The sequence below is a fragment of the Devosia sediminis genome, assembly GCF_016411825.1.
Classification (GTDB): domain Bacteria; phylum Pseudomonadota; class Alphaproteobacteria; order Rhizobiales; family Devosiaceae; genus Devosia; species Devosia sediminis.
Genome location: NZ_JAEKMH010000004.1, coordinates 118,076 through 140,831, shown reverse-complemented (window position 1 = coordinate 140,831; position 22,756 = coordinate 118,076). Strand labels below are relative to the sequence as shown.

Here is a 22,756-nt window from a genome sequence, read left to right as displayed (position 1 = left end):
TTGGTTAACCATTGTGCGACTAGGGTCCGGACATGTCGGACCATGCCGCCTTTGCTGTTGATTCGCGTCCTCCTCACCGGGGATTGCGCCTCATGCTGGCGGCGGCCGGGGTCTGGATGTTCTTTGTCGCCGTGGCCGCGGGCATGCTGCTGGCCATGGGGCCGGGGCCAGCCTGGTTTGCCGCGGCGGGAAGCCTTGCCGGCCTGGCGCTGGCGGGCTGCGCCGCTGCGGGCGTGGTTGCGGATCGGCGCGATGCGGCGCGGCTCGCCGCTGTTGCCCAGGCCGCAGGCTTAGTCGACCGGCCCGGCGAAGTCCTCTCCATTGCCGGCATCGTCGCGCGGCTCGGCAACCGCCTCGAAAAGGCGCATCATTTCCGGGCCGCCATCGGCGCCATCGAGGCGCCGCTGATGGTGGTGGACGAGCATGGCGTGATCCTCGCGGCGAGCCGCGGCATGGAGCGGCTGGCGCCCCGGGCCCGCGAGGGAGAAACGCTCGATGGGCTCTTCGGCCCGGGCTATCTCGATGGCGGCGGTGGCGCGCCGGAGGAAGCGCTGGTGCTGCTCAAGGGCCAGCGGCTGGTGGCGCAGCGGCGTCCGCTGCCTTCGGGGCGTTACGCCCTCGAACTGCTGCCGGCCGGCCATTTCATCGCCGACGACAATCTCGAATCCGCGCTGGGCGCCCTGCGGCTCGGGCAGACCGGCTTCCGCTTCGGCGGCGAGGACGTGGCCGTGCATCCGGTGCTGGGCCAGTTCAACCTCATGTTCGAGACGCTGGACGATGGCCTCATGCAATTACGCGCGGTGATGACCGGCGAGCCGATGCAAAAGGCGGATCTGCCCTTAGCCGCCGAGGCGCAGATGGTCATCGACCTTTTTGCCGGGCTAGACGAGCAGCAGCGCGACGAGGCGCAGGCGCGGCTGGCGCTGGAAACGCGGCTCGGTTCGGTCAAGACGCTGCTGGCCCAGTTCGAGGCACGCGCCGCCGAACTCGAACAGACGGCGGAAACGGGACGGCAGTCACTGGCCGCCGGGGTTGCGAAAATGGCTGGGCTCGAGGCGGAGCTGGCAGCGGCGCGCCGTCGCAATCACGAAGCCGACGCCCTGGCCGGGCAGGTGGAGCAGGCGGCCGAGCGCACCAAGGCGCTGGTCAGCGAGATCGCCCGCATGGCGCAGGAAATCGATACGATGACGGCGGGCATCGAGGATGTGTCCTTCCGCACCAACCTCCTGGCGCTCAATGCGGCGGTGGAGGCGGCGCGCGCCGGGGAAAAGGGCGCCGGTTTTGCCGTGGTGGCCGACGAGGTGCGCCAGCTCGCCCAGGTCACCAACCGTTCCGCCAAGGATATCCGGGTCATTGCGGACAAGGGACGGGCACAGGCCCGGATCGGGCTCGACGAGGCCGGGGGCCTGCAAAAAATTACCGCTGCCCTACGGGAGAATTTACGCAATCTAAGCAATGAGCCAGCCAGTATCGCCCCGATTGCAGTGATTGGCGGACGCGTTGAGGCGTCCATCGGCGCGGCAAGGCCGGTGGTCGGGGGGCAGGGTCAGAAGACCGGTTTCGATCAGCGCGCCGCCAGCTAGGGCATCGACCGGCAAGGGCCGGCGCTGCCTTGGTCCCTAGTGTAGTCGCGCGGCCGAACCGCAAAAGTCTTGCAACTTTTGCCGGCCACGCTCCAGGTCCGGGAGAACCCGGCGTATAAGGGGTGGTTGCATGGAACAGGGGGAATATTCCCTCAGCGAGCGGGAATTCGCTCGCATCAAGGCCCGGGTCTATGCCGTGGCCGGCATATCGCTCAGCGATGCCAAGCGAACCCTGGTGGTGTCCCGTCTTTCCAAGATCGTGCGTGCGCTGCGGCTGCCCAGCTTCGACGCCTATGTCGACTATCTGGAGCGCGGCGGCACGGCGCAGGACGGGCAGGACTTCGTCAACGCGCTGACCACCAACCTGACGCGCTTTTACCGCGAAGATCACCATTTCGACCACCTGCGCACCCATGTCGCCAATCTCATGGCCGAGCGGCCGCGCGGCCCGCGTCTCAGGATCTGGTCGGCCGGCTGCTCGACGGGGCAGGAGCCCTATACGATCGGCATGGATCTGCTCGGCGCCTTTCCCGAACTCAAGCGCTGGGACTTCCGTATCCTCGCAACCGATATCGACACCGCAGTGCTGGCCAAGGCGGCCGGCGGCGTTTACCCGGAAAACGAACTGACCGGCCTCTCCCAGGAGCGGGCCCGGGCTTTCGAGCGCGGCGGCGACGGCATGATCCGCATTCCGGCGGCAGTGCGCGAACTGGTGTCGTTCAAGCCGCTCAATCTTATCGGTCCCTGGCCGATGAAGGGGCCGTTCGACGCGGTGTTCTGCCGCAACGTCGCCATTTATTTCGACAAGCCTACCCAGGGCGAAGTGTTCGGTCGCTTCGCCAAGATGATGGCCCCGGAGGGTTTCCTCTATATCGGCCACTCGGAAAACCTGGGCTCGGGCGGGGACGGGTTCCGGCTGGTGGGCAAGACCATCTACCAGTCCAAGGAAAAACTGAACAGAAGAGCTGCATGATGAGCATCAAGGTTCTGGTCGTCGACGACTCGGCGCTAATCCGCGAGGTGCTGGGGCGCATGCTGACGCGTGATGGCGACATCGACGTCGTTGGAACCGCCGTCGATCCGATCGAGGCGCGCGAAAAGATCAAGCAGCTCGATCCTGATGTCGTGACGCTCGACATCGAAATGCCCAATATGAACGGGCTGGCCTTTCTCGAAAAGCTGATGCGCCTCCGGCCCACGCCGGTCGTGATGGTGTCGACGCTGACCAAGAAGGGCGCCAGCGAAACGCTTCTGGCGCTCGAACTGGGGGCGGTCGATTTCGTCGCCAAGCCCAGCGCCGAATTCCAGGGCGGGCTCGATGCCTTCGGCGCCGGGCTGCGCGACAAGATCCGCGCCGCCGCCAAGTCGGACGTGCGCGGCCGCTCCGCCAGCCGGGCCGATGTGCCCAAGGTCAAGGCCCCGCTCAAGACCGCCGCGGCGCCCGAGGGCGCGCTGATTGCCATCGGCGCCTCGACCGGCGGGGTGGAAGCGATCCGTGCCGTGCTCAGCGAATTGCCGGCCGACTGTCCGCCCGTGGTCATTGCCCAGCATATGCCGGCCGGCTTTACCGGGCGTTTTGCCGCCCGGCTCGATGAACTCTGCGCGCTCAAGGTCGCCGAGGCCGAGGACCGCATGCCCCTATTGCCTGGCCACGCCTATGTGGCGCGCGGCGACTATCACCTCAGGGTGGAAAAATCCTCCGGCCAGCTCAAGTGCCGGTTGGGTCAGGACGGGCTTGAAAGCGGCCATCGCCCCAGTGTCGACGTCTTGTTCGAATCCGTGGCCAAGACGGTCGGACCCATGGCGGTCGGCGCCATCCTCACCGGCATGGGCCGGGACGGGGCACGGGGCCTCAAGCTCATGCGCGATGCCGGCGCCTATACGGTGGGCCAGAGCCAGGCTTCGGCCCTGGTCTATGGCATGCCGCGCGTCGCCTTCGAAGAGGGTGCCGTTGTGGAACAGGCGCCGGTCGAGCAGATCGCGGCAAAGCTGGCTAACGCATTGGTGAAACTCAAATCCGCGGCGTAAACCGCGCCGCGACAATGCCAAGGCGGCGATTGAGGGAATTGTAACGCTTGGACCCTAGAGTCGGCGACAAGTGCGGCCCGAAGGCCGAAGGCGCGTAGAGGTAAGAACGACCATGCCAAAAGCAAGCGCTGTCAGCGTCCTGATTGTGGATGACCAGCAGTCCATGCGCGGGATTTGTAAGTACATCCTGACCCAGCTCGGCTTCAAGGACATCATCGAGGCAAAGTCCGGGCGCGACGCCCTGGGCAAGCTCGAAAAGAGCAATGTCGACCTGATCATTTCCGACTGGAACATGGAAGACATCGACGGTCTCACCCTGCTCAAGGTGATCCGCAAGCATCCGCGCACCCAGGCCATGCCCTTCATCATGGCCACCGGCCGCTCGGACAAGGAGCAGGTCAAGGAAGCCATCTCCTTCGGCGTCAACAATTACATCATCAAGCCATTCGACGCCTCGACCATGAAGAAGCGCATCGAGGCGGTGATTGGCGCGCTGACCTGATCGCATGGCGATAGTCTGATCCATGCCCCTGCCCTGAGGCGGGGGCATTGTCATTTGCGGCACCGATACTGTCGATCGTGATCGCGACTGCCTAAAAATTGGGCCATCGGCAATTATCCGTAAGAAGTGATTAAGCCCCCTCCTATATCGTTTCCATGACTAGCGCGCCGCGTCGCGCCACGGCTGCCTGCGTCACACCCCTTTTCGGGCGGGGACGCGGGAGGGAGCGGCCGGTTTTGGGGAGACGACATTTCATGAAGTTCATTCCGCAGCTCAAGATCGCCCAGAAGCTGCCCCTGGCGCTGGTGGGTTCGGCCCTGGTGGTCAGCGCCGGCGTGGGCATTGCCAGCTACCTTATCGGCCTTGGTACGGTGCAGGAGCAGCGCAACCAGTCGATGCAGGCCTCGCTGACCACGGCGAGCTCGCTGGTGGGCGATTACTTCACCAGCGCGGAAGTGGACCTCAGGCTTTTCGTGCAGCGCTCCGACACCGTCACGGCCATGAAGAACCTGACGCGCGCCCTCGACGAGCTGCGCATGGGCCTCAAGGAACGCGCGGCGCCGCAATTGCAGGCCGCCTATGTCACCGAGAACCCCGATCCGGAAAATCGCGCTTCGGTCGACAGCGTCGGCGCCAAGGGCGCGACCTATGACGCGCCGCACAAGCGCTTCCACCCCGGCTTCCGCACGCTGATGCAGGAACGGGCCTATTCCGACGTGCTGCTGATCAGCGCCGCCGGCGACGTGGTCTATTCGGTGGCCAAGAATACCGACTTCGTTTCCAACGTGCTGACCGACGCGACGGCCGCCGCCTCCGGCCTCGGCCTGGCCTTTGCCGCCGCCAAGGACCTGCCGGACGGCCAGGCGACCTTTGTGGATTTCTCGCTTTATGGACCGACCGGCACGCCGGAAAGCTTCATGGCCATGCCGGTCTATGACAAGGAAGAAAATACCGGCGTCATGGTGCTGGCAATTTCGCCGGCGACGCTCAGCGCCCGCGTGTCGAGCCTGTCGGGCCTCGGGCTCACCGGTGAAGTTGTGGTCGTGGGCGCCGATGGGCTGCTGCGAAGTGAATCGCCGCGCACCGAGGCCGCGGATGTCCTCGTCACCCCGCTGACCTCTCCCGCCATTACCAGCGCCTTTGCCGGCGCCGCCGAGGAAGGTATCAGCACCGATTATCGCGGCGCGCCCATGGTGGTGCGGGCCCAGCCGGTCAGTGTCCATGGCGTCAACTGGGCCGTGGCCGCCGTGCAGCCCCAGGACGAGGCCTATGCTGCCGTCGTCGAGATGCGCAACATGACCATTCTGGTCGGTGGCATTCTGCTCGCCATCGCCGCCATTGTGGGCTTCTTCTTTGCCCGCTCGATCAGCAAACCGATCAGCCGCCTCACCGGCACGATGGAAGCGCTGGCCGATGGCGACCTCGATGTCGAGGTCAAGGGAGCCCGCCGTGCCGACGAAATCGGCGCCATGGCCCGTGCCGTGGAAGTGTTCCGCGAGAATGCGCTCAAGGTCAACGAGATGACCGAGGCGGAAGCCGCGCGCATTATCGCCAACCAGGCCGAACGCGCCGCCATGATGCAGGATCTGCAGCGCGCCTTCGGACAAGTGGTGGATGCGGCCATTGCCGGCGATTTCTCGCGCCGCGTTACCGCCGAATTCCCCGATGACGAGCTCAATACCCTGGCCCGTTCGGTCAATGGTCTGGTCGAAACGGTGGATCGTGGCCTCGGTGAAACCGGCGCCGTGCTGTCCTCGCTCGCCAATACCGATCTCACCCAGCGCATGCAGGGCGACTATCAGGGGGCCTTTGCCCGCCTCAAGGCCGATACCAATGCGGTGGCCGACAAGCTGACCGATATCGTGGGCCAGTTGCGCGACACCTCGCGCACGCTCAAGACCGCGACCGGCGAAATCCTTTCGGGCGCCAACGATCTTTCCGAGCGCACGACGCGCCAGGCCGCGACCATCGAGGAAACCTCGGCGGCCATGGAGCAGCTTGCTTCCACCGTGCTGCAGAATGCCGAGCGCGCCAAGGAAGCCTCGACGGTGGCGACAGGCGTGACCCATACCGCCGAAGAAGGCGGTCAGGTCATGGGCAAGGCCACCGAGGCGATGGAACGCATCACCCAGTCCTCGGCCAAGATCTCCAACATCATCGGGCTCATCGACGACATCGCCTTCCAGACCAATCTCCTGGCGCTCAACGCTTCGGTGGAAGCGGCGCGTGCCGGGGAAGCGGGCAAAGGTTTTGCGGTAGTCGCCGTGGAAGTGCGGCGCCTTGCCCAGAGCGCGGCCCAGGCGTCGAGCGACGTCAAGGCGCTGATCGAGCAGAGCGCCAACGAGGTCAAGGGCGGCTCCAAGCTCGTGGCGGACGCCGCGGGTCGCCTCGAACAGATCCTCACCTCGGCCCGCTCCTCGAGCGAGCTGATGAACAATATCGCCCGCGAAAGCCGCGAGCAGGCCTCGTCGATCGACGAGGTCAACACCGCCGTCCGCACCATGGACGAGATGACCCAGCACAATGCGGCGCTGGTCGAGGAAATGAACGCCTCGATCGAGCAGACCGAAGCCCAGGCGACCCAGCTCGACCGTATCGTCGACATCTTCGCCCTCGAACAGCGCATGGCGCCGGCGCCCCGCAACGCGGCAGCAGCAGCGCCGAGCCCGGTACAGGCCATCGCGCAGGGCGCGCGCGGGTTGCAGCAGAAGCTCGGGGCCGCTGCCAAGTCGTATCTCACCAAGGGCAATGCCGCGGTCGATACCGACTGGAGCGAATTCTAGGCGAGTTCAAGGGCGCCCCGGAGGCGCCCTTTTGCTTGCCACGCCGACTACCATACAAGATCAACCAAGCGTTAAGCCGAACGGGGCTAGCGTCGGTCGCCGGGATTGAGGAGTTCCGGTGCTATTCTGGAGGGGACAGATGACAATTTTTGCCGGCCTGCGCCATGTGCGGCTGACCACGGCCATTGCGGTGCTGCTGCTGATCAGCATCGGCGTCACCATCCTGGCCTATAGCACCAGCACCTATCTCAGCCTGCGCGGTCAGGCGGTTGGCCAGGCTGTCGCCCAGCAGGATGCCGACCTCAAGACCGCGGCAACCGTCTATGAACGGCGGCTCAACGGCTCGGTGCTGACCTGGTCGGAAGAGGATGGCAGCATTGTCAGCTTCACCACCTATTCGATCCCCAATTTTTACGACACCGGCGCGGTGGATTCGGTGACGCGGGTCACCGGCGGCGAAACCGTGATCTTCGGCCGCGACGAGGCCGGGCAGTTCATCGCCAAGTCCAGCAGTTTCGAAACGGCGGAGGGCGAGCGGGTCGTCGATTTCGTGCTCGATCCGGCCAGTCCCGCCGCCGTGGCGCTGGCCGCCGGGCAGATGTTCCAGGGCGAAATGAGCATCGAGGGCAGCACCTTCAATGCCGCCGCCTATCCGATCTTCAAGCTCGACGGCACGCTCCTGGGCGCCTTCTGGGTCGGCAAGGACGCGGCGCTGGCCGACGCCGCCGCCAATGCGGCATTGCCGGGCCTCGCCGCCATGGCCGGCGCGCTGCTGCTGGTGATGAGCGCCATCGGCCTCCTGATGTCGCGCCTCCTCACGCGGCCGATCCCGAAACTGGCCGGCACCATGGATGCCATCGCCGCCGGCGACTACGATGTGGCCGTCCCCTTTGTCGATCGCGGCAATGAAATCGGCGCCATGGCCCGGGCCGTGGAAGTGTTCCGCGAAAACGGACAGCGCGTCAGCCAGATGACCGAGGCGGAAGCGGCGCGAATCATCGCCGATCGCGAAGCACGCCAGCAGATGATGGTGGAGCTGCAGGACGCCTTCGGCGCCGTGGTCGATGCCGCCGTGGCCGGCGATTTCGGCCGTCGCGTCATGGTGGAATTCCCTGATCCCGAGCTCAATGCGCTTTCGGGCAGCATCAATAACCTGGTCTCGACCGTCGATCGCGGCATTGCCGAAGTCGGCTCCGTGCTTGGCGCCCTGGCCCATACCGACCTGACCCGCCGCATGGAGGGCGACTATGAAGGGGCGCTGGCCCAGCTCAAGAGTGACACCAATGCGGTGGCCGACAAGCTGAGCGAAGTCGTTGGGCAGTTGCGCGCCACCTCCGGCACGCTCAAGACTGCCACCAGCGAAATTCTCTCGGGCGCCAACGACCTGTCCGAGCGCACCACCAAGCAGGCCGCGACGATCGAAGAGACCTCGGCGGCCATGGAACAATTGGCCTCTACCGTCCTGACCAATGCCGGGCGCGCCCAGGAAGCGAGCAGCAGCGCCAGCCTTGTCACCCGTACCGCCGAGGAAGGGGGCCAGGTGATGGACGCGGCCACTGGAGCCATGGAGAAGATCACCACCTCCTCGGGCAAGATCTCCAACATCATTGGCATGATCGACGACATCGCCTTCCAGACCAACCTCTTGGCGCTCAATGCCTCGGTCGAGGCGGCACGAGCCGGTGAGGCCGGCAAGGGATTTGCCGTGGTGGCCGTGGAAGTGCGGCGCCTCGCCCAGAGCGCGGCCCAGGCCTCGTCGGACGTGAAACTGCTGATCGAGCAGAGCGCCGAGGAAGTGCGTGGCGGATCGCGGCTCGTGGCGGATGCCGCGGCCAAGCTCGGCGCCATTCTCGATGCCGCCCGGGCGTCGAACACTCTGATGCATTCCATCGCCACCGACAGCCGCGAACAGGCGTCCTCCATCGAGGAGGTCAATGCCGCGGTGCGCCAGATGGACGAGATGACCCAGCACAATGCCGCGCTGGTCGAGGAGATGAATGCCGCCATCGAACAGACCGAGGCGCAGGCCACTCAGCTCGACGGCATTGTCGATATTTTCCGCATCGAGGAGAGCCGGCCGCAGGCATCGAGCCGCCCCGCGGCGCCGGATGTGCGCTCTGCCGGCCGGGCCTATCTCAGCCGCGGCAATGCCGCCCTCAAGACCGACTGGAGCGAATTCTGACGCTGGGGATCGCGGACGGCTTTTCGCATTCAGGCGATAAAAATGTGAAAGCGGCTCAGGCCGGCGCGTTTTGAGAGCGGAATTTACACTTCCAGCCCCTCAAAATGAAAATGCACCTTGACTAAATCATTGTAATACTTGATTAAATTTGCGACCCCATGCTTGCTCCCACGCTGGATTGCTTCGGGGGACGGGCATGGTCGGGTTTATCGGGAAATTCTTTGGGCGGCTGAGCCTCAGGCTTCAGATATCGGGCCTCGTCATGGCGGCGATCATGGTGTCGATCGGCGTCGTGGTCTTGGGCATCTATCTCAGCTTCTCCTCCACCATGATGCAGCAAGGGCGGGATCGGCAGGAGACCAACCTCAAAACCGCTGCAACCATCTTTGCCGCCGCCACCAATATGAAGGGCGGCACGGTGGTGGAATGGACCGAGGATGGCGCCATGAGCCAGGTCAAGGGCTGGGCGCTGCTGCCCTTCTTCGATACCGAACTGGTGGACGGCATCAGCCGTGTCATCGGCGCCGAGACCGCCATCTACATCACCGACAAGGATAGCGGCGCGCTGGTCAACAACACGACCACGCTGGCGACCGATACCGGTGAGAGCCTCAAGGACAGCGTCATCGACCCCGATGGCGCGGTCATGGCGGCGCTCGGCGCCGGGCAGGGCTGGTTCGGCGAAGAGAGCCTTGCCGGGGTCAATTACTACTCGGCTTACTTCCCGGTGCTGCGCGAGGACGGGGCGCTGGCCGGCGCGCTATTCGTCGGCGAGCCGGTGGCCCGCATCGAGCAGCAGGTGAGCCAGACCATGGTTCTGCTGCTGGCCATCGGGCTGGGCACGACGCTGGTGCTGGCGGTGCTGGGCTACCTCGTCAGCCTGGCTATCACCCGGCCGATCCCGCGCATCGCCCGGGCCATGGACGCCATTGCCGAGGGTGAGTTCGAGACCGACGTGCCCTATCGCACGCTGGGCAACGAAGTCGGCGGCATGGCGCGGGCCGTGGAAGTGTTCCGCGAGAACGGCTTGCGGGTGAGCGAGATGACCGAGGCGGAAGCCGCGCGCATCCTGGCCGACGAGGACAAGCGCCGCCAGATGATGCGCGAGTTGCAGGCTGCCTTCGGCGACGTGGTGGACGCGGCCGTGGCCGGCGATTTCGGCCGCCGCGTCGGCACCCAGTTTCCGGACGAGGAGCTCAATGCGCTGGCCTCCAGCGTCAACAACCTGGTCTCGACGGTCGACCGTGGCGTCACCGAAGTGGGCTCGGTGCTCGCGGCGCTGGCCAATACCGACCTCACCCGCCGGATGGAGGGCGACTATGAGGGTGCGCTGGCCCAGCTCAAGGACGATACCAATGCAGTGGCCGACAAGCTGAGCGACGTTGTCGGGCAGTTACGCGCCACCTCGGGTACGCTCAAGACCGCGACGGGCGAAATCCTCTCGGGCGCCAACGACCTCTCCGAGCGTACCACCAAGCAGGCAGCCACCATCGAAGAGACGTCGGCGGCCATGGAGCAGCTCGCCTCCACCGTGATGACCAATGCCGGACGCGCCCAGGAGGCGAGCAGCAGTGCAGGTCTCGTCACGCGCACCGCCGAAGAGGGCGGCCAGGTCATGGAAGCGGCCACCGATGCCATGGAGCGGATCACCACCTCCTCGGGCAAGATCTCCAACATTATCGGCATGATCGACGACATCGCCTTCCAGACCAACCTTCTTGCCCTCAACGCCTCGGTCGAGGCGGCGCGGGCCGGCGAGGCGGGCAAGGGCTTTGCCGTGGTGGCGGTGGAAGTGCGGCGACTGGCTCAATCGGCGGCGCAGGCCTCATCTGACGTCAAGACGCTGGTCGAGCAGAGCGCCTCGGAGGTGAAGGGCGGATCGCGCCTCGTGGCCGATGCTGCGGCCAAGCTCACCGCCATTCTCGAGGCGGCGCGCACCTCCAACGGGCTGATGCACTCGATCGCCCAGGAGAGCCGCCAGCAGGCCGCCGCCATCGACGAAGTGACGACGGCGGTGCGCACCATGGACGAAATGACCCAGCACAATGCGGCGCTGGTCGAGGAGATGAATGCCGCCATCGAACAGACCGAGGCGCAGGCGAGCCAGCTCGACCGGATCGTCGATGTCTTCACCGTCACGCCGCAGGAGGCGGCAGTCTCTCCCAGCCGCGCTGTCGCCAATGACCGCGTCAGGACGGCGGGACGCGCCTATCTGGCGCGCGGCAATGCTGCCCTCGACGCCGACTGGAGCGAGTTCTGAGGCCGGGCGACCGCGAGAGAATCACCATCCCTGCGCGCCGCGGCCCCACGCCCGGCGCGCAAAAAAAGCAAAGACAGGGCACTTGTCTGGACAAATTTGTCTCTTTTTCCTGGTGAACAGGCTGTGAAATCGATTCCGGGGAAATCCGTACAGTTTTCAGTAAATAATATCCCATAGCGTTTTGGCCGATTCAGCCGATCCGGGACGTCACCGACGCCTTCCGGGTCCGCGTGGGGGAGAGACGCTATGAAACTGATTGCGCGCGCTTTGGGAAATGTGCGCATGACGACCAGCATCATGATGCTCGTCATGTTGTCGATTGTCGGATCCATCGCCGCCGTATCGGGCGCGATCTATCTGAACCTGCATAGTCAATCCATGGCCGAGAGCCGGGTGCAGCAGGAGACCAATCTGGGCGTCGCCGCCACCATTCTCGAGCGCCGCATTTCCGGCTCGGTGCTGACCTGGAACGAGGAAGGCGCCATCGCCTCCTTCCAGAGCTGGGCCATTCCTCCCTTCTACGATACCGAAGTCATCGACTCGGTCACCCGCGTCACCAAGCAGGACGCCGCCATCTACGTGACCGATACGGCCACCGGCGACATGGTGGCCAAGACCACGAGCCTGGTGCTGCCCGATGGCGCCCGTGCCGTGGGTGGCATCCTGCCGGCCGCCAGCGACATGGTTGCCAAGCTCAATGCCGGCGAGATGGTACTCGGCGAGGTCATGCTCGACGGCGTCAAGTATTACGCGGCGCTGCAGCCGATCTCCAAGACCAGCGGCGAGGTGATGGGTGCCATCATGGCCGGCACACCCATGGCCAATGTCGAGGCCCAGGCCACTGGCGTGCTGGGTCTGATCGCCATGGTCGGCGGTGCCGCCATTGTCGGCTTCAGCCTCTTGGGCTTTGTCACCTCGCGCCTCATCACGAGGCCGATCCCGGCGCTGGCGCGGACCATGGATGTGGTCGCCCAGGGCAATTACGAGGTCGATGTTCCCTATACGAGCCAGGGCAATGAAGTGGGCGCCATGGCCCGCGCCGTGGAAGTGTTCCGCGAAAACGGCCTGCGCGTCAGCCAGATGACCGAGGCGGAAGCCGCCCGCATCATCGCTGACGAGGAAAAGCGCCGCCAGATGATGAGCGAGCTGCAGGGTGCCTTCGGTGAGGTGGTGGATGCCGCCATTGCCGGCGATTTCACCCAGCGCGTCACCGCCGCCTTCCCCGATGCGGAACTCAATGGCCTCGCCTCCAGCGTCAACAACCTGGTCGAGACCTTTGATCGCAGCGTCGCCGAAGTGGGCGAAGTGCTGGGCGCCATGGCCGAAGCCGATCTGACGCGTCGCATGGAGGGCGACTATCAGGGCGCCTTTGCCAAGCTCAAATCCGACATCAATGCGGTGGGCGACAAGCTGACCGACGTGGTCATGCAGTTGCGCCACACTTCGGGTTCGCTCAAGACCGCCACCGGCGAAATGCTTTCGGGCGCCAACGATCTTTCCGAGCGCACCACCAAGCAGGCGGCGACCATCGAGGAAACCTCGGCGGCCATGGAACAACTGGCCTCCACCGTGCTCGCCAATGCCGAGCGCGCCAAGAATGCGAGCGCCTGTGCCTCGCGCGTCACCAACACGGCCGAAGAGGGCGGACGCGTCATGGATGCCGCCAATGACGCCATGGAGCGGATCACCGCCTCTTCGGCCAAGATCTCCAACATTATCGGGCTGATCGACGACATCGCCTTCCAGACCAACCTCTTGGCGCTCAATGCCTCGGTGGAAGCGGCGCGGGCCGGCGATGCCGGCAAGGGCTTTGCCGTGGTGGCCGTGGAAGTGCGGCGCCTGGCGCAGAGCGCCGCCAGCGCATCGTCCGACGTCAAGGCGCTGATCGAGCAGTCGAGCGGCGAAGTGACGAATGGCTCCAAGCTCGTGGGCGAAGCCGCCGGCAAGCTGGCCAGCATGCTCGAAGCCATTCGCGAGAATACTCAGTCGCTCGAAGCCATTGCCCGCGACAGCGCCGAACAGGCCACTTCCATCGAGGAAGTCAGCTCGGCGGTGCGCACCATGGACGAGATGACCCAGCACAATGCGGCGCTGGTGGAAGAAACCAATGCCGCCATCGAGCAGACCGAGGCCCAGGCCAGCGAGCTCGACCGGATCGTCGACATCTTCGCCGTGGCCAATGCAGCGAGCGAGGTACCGGCCCAGTCCACGATGCGTCGCCCCGCCCCTGCTCCGGTCTCCAGGTCGGCGCCAAAGGCAGCAAAGACCTATCTCACCCAGGGCAATGCGGCGGTGTCGGCCGATTGGGACGAATTCTAAGTCTTTCTCCCTGCCCAAATAATATGCGGCCTGCATAAGCAGGCCGCAGTCATTTTCGATGGATAATACTCGGTTAATCCGATCGGATTAGGATTTCTCCTAAGACTGTCGCCGTTCCGTGGGGGAGCTGGGCGACGCAATGGGGGTCTGATCTGTGGTCGGCTCAATAAAACGCTTCTTTGGCAATATCCGTCTCACCACGGCCATCGCGACGATGGTCATCGTGGCCATCCTGATCTCGGTGATGGCTGTCTCGGCGGCGATCTACTACAATCTCAGCGGCACATTGCGCCTGCAGGCCGAAGAGCAGCAGCGCGCCAACCTCAAGACCGCGGCAACGATCCTTGCCAGCAACCTGCCGGGCGCCGAGGTCACGTGGGGCGAGGACGGATCGCTCGAACAGATCAAGACCTTTGCCATGCCTCGGCAGTTCGTCAATCACGACCTGGTCGATTCCATCGTGCGTCTGACCGGCGAGTCCGCGACCATTTTCGGCTTCGATGCCACCCAGCAGGATTTCGTGCGCATGACCACGACCCTGGTCGGCGAGGATGGCGAGCGCATCACCGGCACGACCCTGGGCGCGACCAGCACGGCCTATGAATCGGTCATGGCCGGCCAGCCCTATTATGGCGAGGCCACTATTGTCGGGCGCGCCTATTATACCGGCTACCAGCCGATCGTCGACATGGCCGGCGCGCCGGTGGGCATCCTTTATGTCGGCGTCGACAAGGACGGGGTCCAGGGCGTTATCTCGGCCATGGTCAGCCTGCTGATGGCCATCAATCTGGGCACGCTGCTGGTACTTGGCCTTGCCGGCTTCTTCATCTCGCGGGCGTTGATGGCGCCGGTGCCGCGCCTGGCCAAGACCATGAAGGTCATTGCCGACGGGGATTATGAAACCGAAGTGCCCTATCTCGGGCGGCAGAACGAAATCGGCGAAATGGCGCGCGCCGTGGAAGTGTTCCGCGAAAACGGGCTCAAGGTCAGCGCCATGACCGAGGAAGAACGCGCCGCGTCCCAGCGCCGCCGCATCGAGCGCACCGACATGATGGTGGCGCTGCAGGCGGCCTTCGGCGAGGTGGTTGACGCCGCCATTGCCGGCGACTTCTCCAAGCGCGTGCATGCGCAATTCCCCGATGCCGAACTCAACAGCCTGGCGGGCAGCGTCAACAGTCTCGTCGAAACCGTCGACCGCGGCCTGGGGGAAACCGGGGCGGTGCTGGCGGCCCTGGCCGAGGCAGACCTCACGCAGCGCATGAAAGGGGACTATCAGGGCTCCTTCGCCAAGCTCAAGAGCGACACCAATGCGGTGGCCGAGAAGCTCAGCGACGTGATCGGCAAGCTGCGCGTGACTTCGCGGGCCCTCAAAACCGCGACGGGTGAAATCCTCTCGGGTGCCAACGACCTTTCCGAGCGCACCACCAAGCAGGCGGCGACCATCGAAGAAACCTCGGCGGCCATGGAGCAATTGGCCAATACCGTGGCCGAAAATGCCCGCATGGCCGATGATGCCAATACATCAGCCAATGCGGTCTCGGCCGACGCAGCGCGCAGCGGCGAGGTCATGGACCGGGCCAATGCCGCCATGGAGCGGATCACGCAGTCCTCGGCCAAGATTTCCAACATCATCGGCATGATCGACGACATCGCTTTTCAGACCAATCTGCTGGCCCTCAACGCCTCGGTGGAAGCGGCGCGGGCGGGCGATGCCGGCAAGGGCTTTGCGGTGGTCGCGGTGGAAGTGCGGCGGCTCGCCCAATCGGCGGCGCAGGCCTCGTCCGAGGTCAAGGTGCTGATCGAAGCCAGTGCCAGTGAGGTGCAGGGCGGCTCGCAACTGGTGTCGAGCGCGGCCACGCAACTGCGCGACATGCTGGGCGCGGTCACCGAAAATGCCGGGCTGATGCAGGCCATCGCCAAGGCCAGCAAGGCGCAGGCAGCGGCCATCGACGAGGTCAGCGTCGCCGTGCGCACGCTCGACGAAATGACCCAGCACAATGCGGCGCTGGTGGAACAAACCAATGCCGCCATCGAGCAGACCGAGGCGCAGGCGGGTGAGCTCGACAGCGTAGTCGACATCTTCACGCTCGACGAGACCGAGGCTGCCGCCCCGATGCAGCTCCGGCCCGCCGCCGCGCCGGCGCGCGGTTCGGCCCAAAAGGCCAGCAAGGCCTATCTCAGCCACGGCAATGCCGCTGTCGCCGCCGACTGGGACGAATTCTGAAGTCCTTAAAAGGACGAACAAGAGTATCGGGAGGGGGCGCTGGGCGCCCCCTTCTGCATTTGAGCAGAGAACTCTTTGGCTTTACCGGGCCTTAACGCTGTTCTGCTTTAACTCAGATTGGACGCAGACCTGAATTTACGAACCCCGGCAACGGCGCCGGTGGCTTGGGCGGGCGTCATTCCCCCGTATTTTGACCTTTGTTCCGCCCCTCGGGGTGGACCGTTGGCGCGCACGGCGAGCGCGGGGTTTTGGCCTGTCCAGAAGGACCGGCTTTATTGGAAGCATGCGCAAGATGAAACTGAGCGATCTGTCCATCCAACTCAAGCTGGTGCTGGGAGCGGGCATTGTCTTCCTCCTGGCCACCGGCGGCCTCATCGCCGGGGGGCTTTATCTCATGTACCAGACGGCCGGTGCCGAGGCGGAGGAACGGGCCCGGGCGCTGCTCGGACAGTACAGCCAGCTCGCGACCGGGCAGTTGGGCAATGTGATCGCCCATACCCAGGCGACCGCGGCCATTGTCGAGGGCCTGGTTGCCACCAATGCCAGCCGCGAGGCCGTCGCCGAAGCCGTTACTCGTGCGCTGCAGTCGCGGCCATCTGTGGTCGGCATGACGGTGGCGCTGGAGCCAGATGTGCTGGGCAGCGATGCGGCCCATCGGGGCCAGCCCCATTCGGATGCGCAGGGCCGGTTCGTGCCCTACTTCACCCAGGCGGGCGGCAAGGTGGCGCTCGAAGCGCTCGACATGTCGGTGCCTGCCAATGACGAGAACTGGTATCACCTGCCCATGCGCGAGGATCGCGGCGTGCTGACCGCGCCCTATGCCTATGCGGTCGAGGGCAAGGACACGCTGCTGACCAGCATCGCCATGGTCGTGCACAAGGATGGCAAGCCTGCGGGCATCGTCACCTCCGACCTTACCCTCGACGTGATCGGCGGGGTGATCGGACAGTTGCGGCCCTTTGATGTGGGCTCGGTGCTGCTGGTCAGCAATGCCGAGACCTGGATCGCCAATCCCGATCCGTCGCTGGTCGGCCAGGTGCTGTCGCCGGAAATTTCGGGCGCGCTGCTCAACACGGCGCTGATGGAAACCGGCATGAGCTATGTCAACGAACTGGGGGTCAACACCTTCGTCGTTACTGCGCCGCTGAGCTTTGCCGGGGTGGCCGACCAGTGGACCATGGTCATGACCGTGCCCACCGCGACCATCTATGCGGGCGTCGACTCGATGCGCAACATGGCGCTGGTGGCCGCCGCGGTGCTGCTGGTGGTGGTGCTGGGCCTGGTCTGGCTGGGTGCCGGGGTCATCGCCAAGCCCATTCGCCGCATGACCGACCTCATGGGTGTGCTGGCCGAAGGCAAATATGATGTCGCCGTCCCCGGCCTCGATCGCCGCGACGAAATCGGCGGCATGGCGCGCGCCGTGGAGATCTTCCGCGAGAACGGCCTCAGGATCAGCCAGATGACCGAGGCCGAAGCGGCTCGCATCATCTCCGACCAACAGGCGCGCCAGGCGATGATGCAGGACCTGCAGCTCGCCTTCGGCGAAGTGGTGGATGCCGCCATTTCCGGGGATTTCACCAAGCGTGTCGATGCCAGCTTCCCCGATGCCGAGCTCAACAGCCTGGCCGGTTCCGTCAATTCGCTGGTCGAGACCGTCGACCAGGGTGTCACCGAGACCGGCAAGGTGCTCGAGGCGCTGGCCCGCACGGACCTGACGCTGCGCATGCATGGCACCTACCAGGGAAGCTTCGCGCAATTGCAGACCAGCACCAATACCGTGGCCGAAACGCTTTCGGACGTGGTCAATGGCCTCAAGGCTACCTCGCGCTCGCTCAAGACGGCGACCGGCGAAATCCTCGAAGGCACCAACGATCTTTCCGAGCGCACCACCAAGCAGGCCGCGACCATCGAAGAGACATCGGCGGCCATGGAGCAACTGGCGACCACAGTGCTGCAGAATGCCGATCGCGCCCGCGACGCCAATGCCATTGCCCAGACCGTGAGCGACACGGCCGAAGAGGGCGGCGTGGTGATGGGCAAGGCGACCGAGGCCATGGAGCGGATCACCACCTCCTCGGCCAAGATCTCCAATATCATCGGGCTGATCGACGATATCGCCTTCCAGACCAATCTGCTGGCGCTCAACGCCTCGGTGGAAGCGGCGCGGGCCGGGGATGCCGGCAAGGGCTTTGCCGTGGTGGCCGTCGAAGTGCGCCGTCTGGCGCAGAGCGCCGCCAGCGCCTCGTCCGACGTCAAGGCGCTGATCGAGACGTCGTCGGGCGAGGTGGGCGAGGGCACGCGCCTCGTGGCCGAAGCCGCCGCCAAGCTCGCCGCCATGTTGGAAGCTGCCAAGTCCAATTCGAGCCTCATGGAAGGCATCGCCCGCGACAGCCGCGAACAGGCCTCGGCCATCGAGGAAGTGACCGTCGCCGTGCGGCAGATGGACGAGATGACCCAGCACAATGCGGCGCTGGTGGAAGAGACCAATGCCGCCATCGAGCAGACCGAGGCACAGGCCAGCGAGCTCGACCGCATCGTTGCGGTATTCCGCACCGATGGCAGCGAGCTGCGGGCTCCATCGGAAGCTGCGCGTCCGGCTCCCGCTCCGCGCCCGGTGCAGAAATTGCGACAGGCTGCCTCGGCCTATCTCACCCAGGGCAACGCCGCCCTCTCGGCAGACTGGAACGAGTTTTAGGCCAAGCATTCCGCAGAACAGCAGCAGGGACTGCCAGTGACTTGTCATCACCGGCAGTCCTTTCATATTCTGTGTATGTATATCAGAATATATCCTGGTAAAATTACGTAGGTATATTTCCGTAGTTCCGCGAAAACTGCATCAGAGTTGCGAAAATCAATTCCTAAGAATGCCTGTTAATACGGCAAATGTTTATCCTCTCTCTATGGAATTCTTTAACCGTCCCGGCGCAGCCTGATGGAGCGCCGAAGCAGCGGCATTCATTCAGGGGCAGAAAATGGCGGGCTTTCCGTTTGGCAACGGCAGTCGGGACAACCAGGCCAAGGTGGATGCCATCACCCGCAGCCAGGCGGTGATCGAATTCGAACTCGATGGCACGATCATCACGGCCAATGAGAATTTCCTCGGTGCCATGGGCTATGGGCTCGATGAGGTGCGCGGCAAGCACCACGCCATGTTCTGCGACCCGGCCTATGCGGCGAGCCCCGCCTACCGCGCCTTCTGGGCCGAGCTGGGGCAGGGCAAGTTTCAGTCGGCCGCGTTTCAGCGCTTTGCCAAGGGTGGAAGGGAAGTCTGGATCCAGGCCAGCTACAGCCCGGTCTTCGACCGCTCCGGCAAGCCCGTCAAGGTCATCAAGTTCGCCACCGACATTACCACGCAGCGGCAGCAGGCCGCCGATCATGCCGCCCAGATCGAAGCGATTTCGCGCGTCCAGGCGGTGATCGCCTTTAATCTCGACGGCACAATCATTTCGGCCAATGAGAATTTCCTCGCCACAGTCGGCTATGGCCTCAGCGATATCGTGGGCAAGCACCATTCCATGTTCTGCGAGCCGGGCTATGCCCGCTCCGCGGACTATCAGCAGTTCTGGGAGCGGTTGCGCGCGGGCCACTATGAAGCGGCCGAGTTCCAGCGCTTCGGCAAGGGCGGCAGGGAAATCTGGATCCAGGCCAGCTACAACCCGATCTTCGATGCATCAGGCAAGCCGGTCAAAGTCATCAAGTTTGCGACCGACATCACCGAGCGCAAGCGCTGCGAAGGCATTCTCAACGAGCTGACGCAGAGTCTGGCGCGCATGGCGGAGGGCGATCTCGGCGGGCGCATCGACATGGCCTTTACCGGCCAGTACGAAGCGCTGCGGCAGGCCTTCAACCTGACGCTCGACAAGCTCGAAACCATTGTCCACGGATTGACCGGCGCCGCCGGGACATTGCGCACCGCCACGGCCGAAATCCTCTCGGGCGCCAATGACCTGTCGAGCCGCACCACGCGGCAGGCGGCCACCATCGAGGAAACCTCGGCGGCGGTCGAACAGCTTTCCCATGCGGTCTCGGCCAATGCGAAGCGGGCGGCGACCGCCAGCAGCAAGGCGCGCCTCGTCTCGCAGAATGCCACCGAGAGCGGTGCCGTGATGACCGAGGCCACTTCCGCCATGGCGGCCATCGAGGCCTCGTCGGGCAAGATTTCCAACATTATCGGCATGATCGACGACATTGCCTTCCAGACCAACCTGCTGGCGCTCAACGCCTCGGTCGAGGCGGCGCGCGCCGGCGATGCCGGAAAGGGCTTTGCGGTGGTGGCAGTGGAGGTGCGGCGCCTGGCGCAAAGCGCGGCCAGCGCTTCCTCGGACGTCAAGGCGCTGATCGAGGCCAGTGCCGGCGAGGTGCGGAGCGGAGCGCATCTCGTGGGCAAGGCAGCCGAGGGCCTCAGTGACATCCTCGCCGGCGCCGAAGAAAGCGCCGTCCTCATCGACGAGATCGCGCGGGAAAACCTGCAGCAATCCGGCGCGCTCGAGGAAGTGACCGTCGCCGTCCGGCAGATGGACGAGATGACCCAGCACAATGCGGCATTGGTGGAAGAGACCAATGCAGCCATCGAGCAGACCGAGGCGCAGGCGGGCGAACTCGACCGCATCGTCGCCGTGTTCCGCAAGGGTCAGCCGGCTTCGGTGCCACAGGCCGGTTCGCGGCCACGGCTGGTGACGCGCAGTAGTGGCAATGCAGCGCTATCGAGCGAATGGGAAGCTTTCTAGTTTTAGTGGTGATCGATCCTGCCAAAAGGCCGTCGCCCCGGGGGTGGCGGCCTTTTGCTTTCCCGGCCGTCTACGTAGAACCCGGTAAGTTTATATTAACCATGAAATTTACCCCGCGCGCGCTCTCATAACCGCAATGACGCGACGTATTTTCCGGGGTTCAGACATGCAGGACACACTTCAGCAAAGGCTCGATTTCATCGGGCTCGGCGAGGGGGTCGAGGAGCGGCTGGCGCCGGTTGCCGACAGCGCGGCCCGCCATCTCGATCTGGCCCTGCAGCGGTTCGCCAGCCAGGTGGCGACGGCCCCCAGTGCCGCACGCTTTCTTTATGGCCGCGAGCGCATCGAGGGCGATAGCGGCGGGCCAGCCACGCATTGGCGCGCGCTGGTTTCGGGCCGTCTCGATCGCAGCTTTGCCGAAGCGGCCGTCCGCACCGGGCAGCGCCACGCCCGTATCGGCGTCGATCCGCGCTGGCATGTGGGCAGCCAGGCCATCATCGTGCAGGACCTGGTCCGCGGCATGATCCCGGAGGGCGTGGCCACGATGATGAAGCCGCGCCGGGGACCGCTGGGCCTGCTGGGTGCGCCGGATGCGAGTGCCGTACAGGACGCGACCGATGCGCTGGCCAATGGCGTCGCGACGCTGCTGGGCGCCGTGCTTCTCGATCTCGATCTGACATATTCTGGCTATTTCGAGCGCCAGCGCCTCGATGCGGAAACGCGCCTCGACGCCCAAGAGGCGCGGCTGCGCCAGTCCATCGAGGCTGCCGGACGGATGCTGGAAGCGGCTGCCGAGGGACGGCGCGAGGAAGCGGGACTTGCCGGCGACGATGCCGAGCTCGCGCCGCTGCGGGCGGGTGCGGAAAAACTCGCCGACAGGGTCGCTACCCTCATCGACGATCTCGGCACCGCCAGTCGCGCTGCCGAGAGCCTGGCGAACGACGTGCTGGCCAGCGGCAAGGCGCTGGTGGCCGAAAATGCGGCGCAGCGTGACCTGGCGCAGCGCCTCGCCGAACTTCTGTCGCAGCAGGCGCCGCGCGCCGCCGACCTGCCGCGTCAGCTCGGGGACCTCGCCCGCCATGGCAAGGCGCTGGCCCGCCGCTGCGCCCGGCAACGGCGCGACCTGCTGGCCGCAAGTGCGGCCGAGGCAAACCGGAACAATCCCCTGGCTCTGGTCGAGCGAATCGACGGCCTTGGCCTTTCCGCCAACCTCGTTGCAGCCCGGCTCGCCCAGAGCGCAGGCGGCGCCGGCGAAAAGCTCGATGGCGAGCTTCATGCCATCGCCTTGGGCCTAGCGCAGGTTTCGGCCGAATTGCGAGCCGAAGCGGACCGGCGCGACAGCGCGTCCGAGAATACCGACCATGCCGCGACACGCCTGGCCACGATCCTTGAGCAGCTTGTCGCTGAACTCGGGGCCGACAGCGCCGCCTTGGCGGAGCTTGAGCAGCAGGGCCGGACGCTTGCCGACGGCGTGGCCGAGGCCAGTGCGCTGGCCGACGGGCTGGTGACTTCGGCGGGGCAGGGGGCAGAGGCCGTGGAGCGGGTGCGGGCAAGCCTTGCCGGCGCTGGGGCGCTGGGCGACCTCAAGGCGGTGTTCAACGCCCCCACCCTGACTGAAGCGCAGGCCGAAGAGCAGCAGGATTATCCAGCGCTCGATTACGAGGCCATTGCCGCCCACTGGTTTGCCGTCTGACCCCGCCGGCCATTGCCCTTTTCGCGCCGCGCGGGCATGAAGGCCGGGTACAGGGAGGCGCAACGCCATGGCACGTATTGGTCTCGTGGCCCACGACGACAAGAAGGACGACCTTTGCCGCTGGGCCGAGGTGCACCGGCACAAGCTCGGCCAGCACGAGCTCTGGGGCACCGGCACGACCGGCAGCCGCGTCATGGCGGCGACGGGTCTCACCGTGAGCCTCCTCAAGAGCGGTCCGCTCGGCGGCGACCAGCAACTGGGCGCGATGATCTGCGAGGGGCGGCTCGACGTGCTGATCTTCTTCATCGATCCACTTTCGGCACAGCCGCATGATGTCGACGTCAAGGCATTGACGCGGTTGGCCACGCTCTACGACGTGCCCCTCGCCAACAACAAGTCCACTGCCGATGCGGTGCTTGCGGCTGTTTGAGTGGTTACTCAGCGGTTGAAATTCC

General features: G+C 65.1%; 12 protein-coding genes and 1 pseudogene. All 13 read left to right on the top strand.

Translation table 11 applies throughout. The annotated features are described in order from the left end of the window. Window positions 1-32: 32 nt before the first annotated feature. Window positions 33-1,323 (top strand): annotated as a pseudogene (locus JEQ47_RS20805) (methyl-accepting chemotaxis protein); the annotation flags it as partial. Between the two features lie 390 nt (window positions 1,324-1,713). Next, window positions 1,714-2,556 carry a CheR family methyltransferase gene (locus JEQ47_RS16410; RefSeq protein ID WP_198877503.1) on the top strand — a complete coding sequence of 281 codons (843 nt, stop codon included), beginning with the start codon at window positions 1,714-1,716 and terminating at the stop codon, window positions 2,554-2,556. Further along, complete coding sequence (locus tag JEQ47_RS16405; protein WP_198877502.1) at window positions 2,556-3,611, top strand: protein-glutamate methylesterase/protein-glutamine glutaminase; 1,056 nt, start codon at window positions 2,556-2,558, stop codon at window positions 3,609-3,611. The genes JEQ47_RS16410 and JEQ47_RS16405 overlap by 1 nt, the downstream gene beginning before the upstream one ends. A gap of 112 nt (window positions 3,612-3,723) precedes the next feature. After that, window positions 3,724-4,113, top strand: coding sequence for a response regulator (locus tag JEQ47_RS16400; protein WP_104892861.1), 390 nt, complete (start codon window positions 3,724-3,726; stop codon window positions 4,111-4,113). A gap of 254 nt (window positions 4,114-4,367) precedes the next feature. Continuing rightward, window positions 4,368-6,896 carry a methyl-accepting chemotaxis protein gene (locus tag JEQ47_RS20800; RefSeq protein WP_236020925.1) on the top strand — a complete coding sequence of 843 codons (2,529 nt, stop codon included), beginning with the start codon at window positions 4,368-4,370 and terminating at the stop codon, window positions 6,894-6,896. 139 nt (window positions 6,897-7,035) lie between these two features. Next, window positions 7,036-9,078: a methyl-accepting chemotaxis protein gene (locus JEQ47_RS16390; RefSeq protein ID WP_198877501.1), complete on the top strand. Its 2,043-nt coding sequence runs from the start codon at window positions 7,036-7,038 to the stop codon at window positions 9,076-9,078. 196 nt (window positions 9,079-9,274) lie between these two features. After that, on the top strand, window positions 9,275-11,338 hold the full coding sequence (locus JEQ47_RS16385) for a methyl-accepting chemotaxis protein (RefSeq protein ID WP_236020924.1): 2,064 nt from the start codon (window positions 9,275-9,277) through the stop codon (window positions 11,336-11,338). A 246-nt stretch (window positions 11,339-11,584) separates the two neighbouring features. Beyond that, window positions 11,585-13,657 (top strand): methyl-accepting chemotaxis protein, encoded by a 2,073-nt coding sequence (locus JEQ47_RS16380; protein ID WP_236020923.1) that lies wholly within the window; start codon window positions 11,585-11,587, stop codon window positions 13,655-13,657. 154 nt (window positions 13,658-13,811) lie between these two features. Beyond that, window positions 13,812-15,881 (top strand): methyl-accepting chemotaxis protein, encoded by a 2,070-nt coding sequence (locus JEQ47_RS16375; protein WP_328769373.1) that lies wholly within the window; start codon window positions 13,812-13,814, stop codon window positions 15,879-15,881. A 292-nt stretch (window positions 15,882-16,173) separates the two neighbouring features. Beyond that, window positions 16,174-18,576 carry a methyl-accepting chemotaxis protein gene (locus JEQ47_RS16370; RefSeq protein WP_198877500.1) on the top strand — a complete coding sequence of 801 codons (2,403 nt, stop codon included), beginning with the start codon at window positions 16,174-16,176 and terminating at the stop codon, window positions 18,574-18,576. A gap of 277 nt (window positions 18,577-18,853) precedes the next feature. After that, on the top strand, window positions 18,854-20,608 hold the full coding sequence (locus JEQ47_RS16365; RefSeq protein WP_198877499.1) for a methyl-accepting chemotaxis protein: 1,755 nt from the start codon (window positions 18,854-18,856) through the stop codon (window positions 20,606-20,608). Window positions 20,609-20,774: 166 nt separating this feature from the next. After that, window positions 20,775-22,301 (top strand): protoglobin domain-containing protein, encoded by a 1,527-nt coding sequence (locus tag JEQ47_RS16360; protein WP_198877498.1) that lies wholly within the window; start codon window positions 20,775-20,777, stop codon window positions 22,299-22,301. 67 nt (window positions 22,302-22,368) lie between these two features. Beyond that, the gene (locus JEQ47_RS16355; RefSeq protein ID WP_198877497.1) at window positions 22,369-22,731 is read left to right on the top strand and encodes a methylglyoxal synthase; all 363 of its coding nucleotides are present in this window, start codon (window positions 22,369-22,371) and stop codon (window positions 22,729-22,731) included. The last annotated feature ends 25 nt before the right edge of the window (window positions 22,732-22,756 follow it).